The organism is Methylobacterium sp. V23 (assembly GCF_002917135.1).
In the GTDB taxonomy this organism is placed as follows: Bacteria; Pseudomonadota; Alphaproteobacteria; order Rhizobiales; family Beijerinckiaceae; genus Methylobacterium.
Window position 1 is genome coordinate 182686 of sequence record NZ_PDHT01000008.1, and the last position, 6432, is coordinate 189117.

The following is a 6432-nucleotide window of genomic DNA, read 5'->3' on the forward strand; positions in this document are numbered from 1 at the left end:
CACCACCGAACCGGGGCCGGTCGCGATCGCCTCTCCCGCCGGCTCCGCAGGCACCCTCCCCCGCAGCATTGGGCGGGGTCTGCCGCGTGACTCTCCTGGTCATCCGATCACTTGCCCATCGAGATCGGCGAGAAGTCCTGGAACCAGTTCTGCGCCTGCACGAAGCCCTTCACCTTGGGGCTCAAGGCGCGCGGGTTGGTGTCGTGGGCCACCATCAGGAACAGGGCGTCGTTGACGTACTTCTCGTGCACCTTCTCTAGGACCTTGGTCTGCTCGGCCGGGTCGAAGGTGGTGCGGACCTGATCGAAGAGCTTGTCCATCTCGGGGTCGCAGTAATGGCCCCAGTTGGTGCCGTTGGGTGCCGCGAGGTTGCACTGGAGGTGGCGGATGAAGCCCGTGAAGGGGTCCTGGATGAAGTAGGAGAAGTTCATCCCCGTCGCCTTGCGCGACATGTCGGACTTGGCGCCCGCGCGCCACAGGTTGATGAGCGTGTTCCACTCGACCACCTCGAACTCGACCTTGATGCCGACATCCGCGAGGTTCTGCTGGATGAATTCGTTCATCGGCAGGGGCTGCATCTGGCCCGAGCCCGACGGCGCGATCAGGATCTTGGTGACGATGGGCTTGTTCGGACCGTAGCCGGCCTCGGCCAGGAGCTTCTTGGCGGCCTCCGGATCGTAGGTCGGCTTGAAGGTGGGGTGGCCGAACCAGGCCGAGCCCGGCGGCATGAAGCCCTGGGCCGGAATCATCAGACCGTTGAGCAACTCCTTCATGCCCTCGCGGTCCACCGCGAGATTGGCCGCCTTGCGCACGCGGATGTCGTTCCAGGGCGAGCCCTCGACGCGGGACAGGTGCCAGGTCCAGTTGTGCGGGTAGGCGTTGGTGACGATGCCGAAACCGGCGGCCTTCAGGGACGCGACGGCATCCGGCGGGGGCGCCTCGATCCAGTCGACCTGGCCCGAGCGCAGAGCGGCCACGCGGGCATTGGCCTCGGGCAGCGGCACGAGCACGAGCTTGTCGAGCTTCGGCACCCGGGCCTTGTCCCAGTACTCCTTGTTCGGAACCATCTCGGCGCGCTCGCGCGGGGCGAACAGGGTGAGCTTCCACGGGCCGGTGCCGGCCGGATTCTTGGCGAAGGCGTCCCAGCTATTGCCGACCTTCTCCCACTGGGCCGGCGACGAGATCATGATCCAGGCGATCTGGTAGGGCAGCGTCGCGTCGGGGTTCTTGGTGACGACCTCGAGGGTGGTCGGGTCGATGGCGCGGTAGCTGGCCACCGCCGGGATGCGCGAGCGTCCCTGGGCCGACTGCCGCGGGTCGAATTGCGGCGCGTCGGTCTTCAGGAGCTTGTCGAGGTTCCACACCACCGACTCGGCGGTGAAGGGCGAGCCGTCATGGAAGGTCACGCCCTCGCGCAGCTTGAAGGTCCACTTGGTGTTGTCGGCCGGATCGACGGCCCAGCTCGTGGCGAGGCCCGGCACCAGCACGGAGGGCTTGGTGGCGGAGGAGAGGTCCCAGTTGATGAGCCCGTCATAGACCGTGTAGCCCGTGAACCGCATGCCCTCGCCGCCATTGTCGGCTTGGCCCGTGGTGAGCGGGATGTCGGAGGCCGTCATGCCGATCTTGAGGACGCCCTGCGCGAGGGCCGTGGGCATCAGGGCCCCGGACAGCAGGGTGGCGGCCAGAAGACGGGACTTCGACCAACGGGAGACGGAAGCAAACATGCGCGGACGGGTTTCCTGGGGCTGCAGACGGTATGACGAGACCGTGAATGCAATCCATCGGCCAAACCGCTGCGCTGCTGTCGGGCGCCCGGAACAAACCCGCGCCCCGATCAGTTCTGAGCGCCCATGATCCGGGTGGTGGGCCGCACTGGCGCGGAAAGCGTCGATGCTGTCCCGGCAGACGCGCACACGGCCAGTCGCTGCCTCGAAGACATGCGGAAATCTTGACGCCGTTCGACCGGTCTACGCTGCGTGCCTAATTTGTGGGCAATCCGTCGGGAATGCCTTCCGGACCCGCAGCCCACCAGAGCGCCGATCGTTAAAACGAGAGCTTGAGCCCTCCGACGACGTTGCGTGGCGCTCCCGCGAGGATCGATCCGGCCGTCCCCGCCAGGGTGGCGGCGCCGTTCTCCAGGCCGGTGGTCCGGCTGAGGGTGCTCGTCAGGTTCAGGGCCGAGGCGATGTAGGTGGTATCCAGCAGATTGCGGACCTCCAGGTACAGGCTGAGGCGCTTGGCGTAGCCGGCGGACAGTTCGGTGGCTTAGTGGATATTCGCATTGAGGACGACGTAGCCGGGTGTCCGCAGGCGGTTGCCGTTGTCGATGAGGACGCCGTCCTGGACCACGGTCTCCAGGAAGGCGCCGAGCCCGTTGAGGGGGCCGCCGACCTGGTCGTAGCCGACCCGCGCCAGGAGTTGATGCGCGGGGACGCCGGGAATGGACTGGCCCGCCCGGTCGAAGCGCACGCTGAAGGCCCCGGCACTCAGCTGCTCGGTGAACCGGGTGTAGATCTGGTCGTCGAAGCTGTAGGCCAGCGTTCCGCGCCAGCCCCGCGCGAAGGCCCATTCGGCGCCGAGTTCGACGCCGCGGTGCTCCGAGGCCGGGGCATTGACGAAGTAGCTCAGGCGGCCCCCGCCCGGTGATTGCGACAGGAGTTCGTTGCGGAAGAACTCGTAGAAGCCCGTCAGGCTGATCCGCAGTGATTCCACCGGCGTCCAGTCGACGCCGAGGTCGAAGCCGAGGTTTTCCTGCGCCTGGAGCTGCGTGTTGTTGCCCGGTAATCCCGCGCTGGTGACGAACAGGTTGCTGCCCGTCGGCGTGGCGTAGCCGGTGGCGACGCGGCCTCGGAAGCTCCAGGCGTCCTGGGGCCGATAGACCAGCGCGAGTTCCGGCGCCACGTTGAGGAAGCTGCGCGCGGCATCGACCACCGACACGGTCCGTCCGGCATCGGAATAGCCGTAGGCGATGTTGCGGCCGGTGATGGTGGTGTTCGTCGCGCTGATCCCGAGGAGCCCGGTCCAGTGCTCGGAGAGTGCCACCTCCGTACGGGCGCGCCCGCCGAGATTGGTCTGGTCGCCGCGCAGATCTCCGATCAGGGCGCCCAGGGCCGGTCGCCCCGCCCCCGGCGTCCAGTTGAACGTCGTCACGTGGTTGTCGAGGATCTCGGAGGTGAAGGCCACGTAGCCCACGGCCGGCAGGCCCAACAGGTCGTAGCGTCGGGTGAGGTCGGTGAGGAAGGTCAGGGACGGGTAGCTGCCGCGGAACGCCGAGGTGTAGAACGGCTGGTCGAAGTTGCGCTCGTCGAAGCCGAGCTGGGTGCGCCAGGTCGTCTGCGCGTCGAGATCGTGCTCCCAGCGCAGGGCCACGACGGTGCGCCGGTCGTCGCGTCCGAACCCGCCCTCGGCCGCGGTGACGCCCACCGTCCGGCCGAACGCGCCGTTGGCGAACAGGGTCGTCAGGGTACAGCCGGGCGCGGCCGTCGCCGCCCGGGTACAGCCGCGCTGATCGGGGTTGATCCGGTACTGCTCGAGGGAGGCGCGCGCCGGCAGGTCCGCCTGCAGCTGATTGTTGATCAGCTTCAGGGTGAAGCGGTTGTCGGGTGTCGGGGTGTAGCTCGCCAGCAGGTTGATCGTCTGCGTGTCGTAGGCGCTGTGATCCTGGTAGCCGCCGGCGCGGACGTCGCTGGCGAAAAGGCTGATCTCGACGGGGCCGCTGACGCCGCCGACCGTGAAAGAATTGCTGAGGTAGCCGAAGCTGCCCGCATCGGTGCCGATCTCGAAGCCGCCGATCTCGCGGCCCGTCCGGGTGCGGAACGCGAGTGCGCCGCCGGTGGCGTAGTTGCCGAACAGCGCCGATTGCGGGCCACGGAACACGTCGATGCGGCTGTAGGCGCGGGGATCGACGAGGTCGAAGCGCGAGGCGCCGTCCGGCTGGGTCAGGAGGAAGCCGTCCTCCAGCACGACCATGTTTCGGATGACGCCGGTGGATCGGGCATTGTTGCCCCGGATGGAGATCACCACGTCGCGCCCGCCATTGCCCTGGCGCACGGTGACGCCGGGACTGTCCAGCAGAACCGATCCGATGCTGGTGGCTGGCCGGTTCTCGATCGTGTCGGTGCGTCCGACGCGCGCCGCGGTGGCGCCCAGGGGCTGCTCGATCAGGCTCGGTCTCGAACCGGGAGGTGCCGAGACGCCGAAGGGCACCGCGGCCGGTGCCGGGCGGCCCTCGGCCGAGACCGAGAGTTCCTCCAGGACGATCCCCGCCGCGTCCTCGGCCCGCGCGTCGGTCGCGGCGAGGAGGACGACGAAGCAGGCGAACCGGACGGCTCCGGTCCGAGAGCCCGTACTTCGGGACGCGACGGCCTGGGAACGGCGAGAGCGGGGAGCAGCGGCCATGCCGGTTTCGACCACGGGAGTGGAGGCGGATCACGCCGCATGGGGGGCCGGTCCGGACGGATGCGATCCGGCACGTCCCATCAGGGGTGTCGTGTGTCCGAACGTACCGGCATGACGTGTACCCTGTGACACGGGGGTACGCGACGGGTCGGACATCCTGTGGTCGTGACCTGTGGCGCGCATACCACGTCGGACGGTCGGGGGCGCTGCGCGGCCCTCATCGCGCGTTGGCCTCGCGGTCGAGGAGCAGGCGCTTGCGTTCGACACCCCATCGATAACCGGAAAGCGACCCGTCCGAGCGGACCACCCGGTGGCACGGGATGGCGACCGCCAGCCGATTGGCGCCGCAGGCCTGGGCCACGGCCCGCATGGACGTCGGGGCGCCGATGGCCCGGGCGATCGCGCCATAGGTCGTCGTGGTGCCGATGGGGACGGCTCGCAGGGCGGCCCAGACCCGCTGTTGGAAGACGGTGCCGCCGATGTCGAGGGGCAAGTCGAGTCCGCGGCCCGGCGTCTCGACGAGGCCGACGACCGCCGCCACCCACGCGTCGAAGGCGGGGTCCCCGGGCGCCAGGTCGGCCCTGGGGAAGCGGTCCTGGAGATCGCGGACCAGGGCGTCGGGATCGTCGCCCAGGAGGATGGCGCAGAGGCCCCGGGTGGTCGCCGCGACGAGCAGCGCGCCGAGGGAGGACGCGGCCACCGCGAAGCGGATCGCCGTACCGGTGCCGCCCGCGCGATAGGCCGATGGGCTCATCCCGAGCCGAGCCGGCCCCTGGGCGTAGAAGCGGCTCGAGGCGTTGAAGCCGGCTGCGAAGGCCGCTTCGGTCACCGTCCGGGCCTGGGGCAGGCGCTGCGCGATTCGCTCGGCCAGCTTGGCTGCCGCGTAGGCCTTCGGCGTGATGCCGGTGATCCGCCGGAAGACGCGGTGGAAGTGGAAGGTGCTCAGACCCGCCGTCGCCGCGAGATCCTCGAGGGTCGGCATGGTCTCGGCCGCGTCGATGCGGCGGCACGCCCGGACGATCACCGCGGCGTGCCGTTCGGCCGCGGCCACGTCGTTCGGCCGACAGCGCCGGCACGGGCGGAAGCCTGCAGCCTCGGCCGCGTCGCAGGTGGCGTGGAAGCTGACGTTCTTCGGGTTGGCCGCCCGGGAGGGACAACTGGGGCGGCAATACACCCCGGTGGTGCGAACGGCGTAGACGAAGGCGCCGTCGGCCCGAGCGTCCCGGGCGGTCACCGCGGCCCAGCGCTGCGCCTCCTCGTCACCGGAGGCTCTCGGGTCGTCCCAGGCCCGTTGGGGGTCCGCGCGCTGCATGGGGAAATGTCCTCCGTCGTCCAGGGCCGGTCGCCGCCTGTCACGGCCGCGCCTCGGCCTGTCCTGGCTTGAAATGACCGCTGCCGCATCCCGATCCTTGCTGTCCAATCCAGGCCGCGACGCGCCCGCAGGGAAACCGGACGGTGATCCTGAGTTATCGCAGTCAGCAACAGGAGTGACCATGAAAACGCTCACGCTCTCGACCTGCGCCCTGGCCCTGTCATCACTCGTGCTGGTGCAGATGGGCACGACCGCCGACGCGCGGGCACGGCACAAGAAGCGCGGCATCGCGATGTCCAGCAGTCAGAATACCACGGGCGGCCGTCGCGGGCGGACCCTGTCGCGCGGTGCGACCGGGGCCGATACCACCACGTCGAACTCCGCTGCGGGCGGGAACGCCGGTCAGCCTTCGCGGGCGAACGGCACGGGCAGTGCCGGTGGCGGCGCAGGCGGCGCCGGCGGCTTGTAGGTCAGCAAGGACGTGTCGGCGTTCGGCCTGCTTGTCGCACAGACCCGAGGGCGCTGGCGGTTCGCGTCGGCGGTCGGAGACTCCGTGCCTCGGTGCAAGCCTGACGGGGTCGCCCGATGGGAGGCGTGCGGGGCTGACCTCCAGGGTCAGCCCCGTTCGCTTCAGACGCGGCGGGCGTCGGTGCCGTCGGCGAGGGTGAGGCGCTTGGGGGCGCCGAGGCGGCCGCCGAGGAAGCCGGCGAGCGCGCCCAGGA

The 6432-nt window shown here is 69.7% G+C and carries 3 protein-coding genes and 1 pseudogene; 1 reads left to right on the plus strand and 3 read right to left on the minus strand.

The window, feature by feature from the left end; translation table 11 throughout:
- Positions 1-107: 107 nt before the first annotated feature.
- The 3 genes and pseudogenes from CRT23_RS10350 to ada form a co-directional block, all read right to left on the minus strand.
- Positions 108-1655, minus strand: coding sequence for an ABC transporter substrate-binding protein (locus CRT23_RS10350; protein ID WP_103709628.1), 1548 nt, complete (start codon positions 1653-1655; stop codon positions 108-110).
- 388 nt (positions 1656-2043) lie between these two features.
- Positions 2044-4398, minus strand: a pseudogene (locus tag CRT23_RS10355) (TonB-dependent receptor).
- Between the two features lie 217 nt (positions 4399-4615).
- Positions 4616-5710: a bifunctional DNA-binding transcriptional regulator/O6-methylguanine-DNA methyltransferase Ada gene (ada, locus tag CRT23_RS10360; protein ID WP_103709612.1), complete on the minus strand. Its 1095-nt coding sequence runs from the start codon at positions 5708-5710 to the stop codon at positions 4616-4618.
- A 181-nt stretch (positions 5711-5891) separates the two neighbouring features.
- Between ada and CRT23_RS10365 the strand changes: the two genes are divergently transcribed.
- Positions 5892-6179 (plus strand): hypothetical protein, encoded by a 288-nt coding sequence (locus CRT23_RS10365; protein WP_103709613.1) that lies wholly within the window; start codon positions 5892-5894, stop codon positions 6177-6179.
- Positions 6180-6432 lie beyond the last annotated feature (253 nt).

Coding starts and splice junctions, on each gene's coding strand:
- CRT23_RS10350 (WP_103709628.1), bottom strand. CDS start 1,655: ATGCCCACGGCCCTCGCGCAGGGCGTCCTCAAGATCGGCATGACGGCC.
- ada (WP_103709612.1), bottom strand. CDS start 5,710: ATGCAGCGCGCGGACCCCCAACGGGCCTGGGACGACCCGAGAGCCTCC.
- CRT23_RS10365 (WP_103709613.1), top strand. CDS start 5,892: ATGAAAACGCTCACGCTCTCGACCTGCGCCCTGGCCCTGTCATCACTC.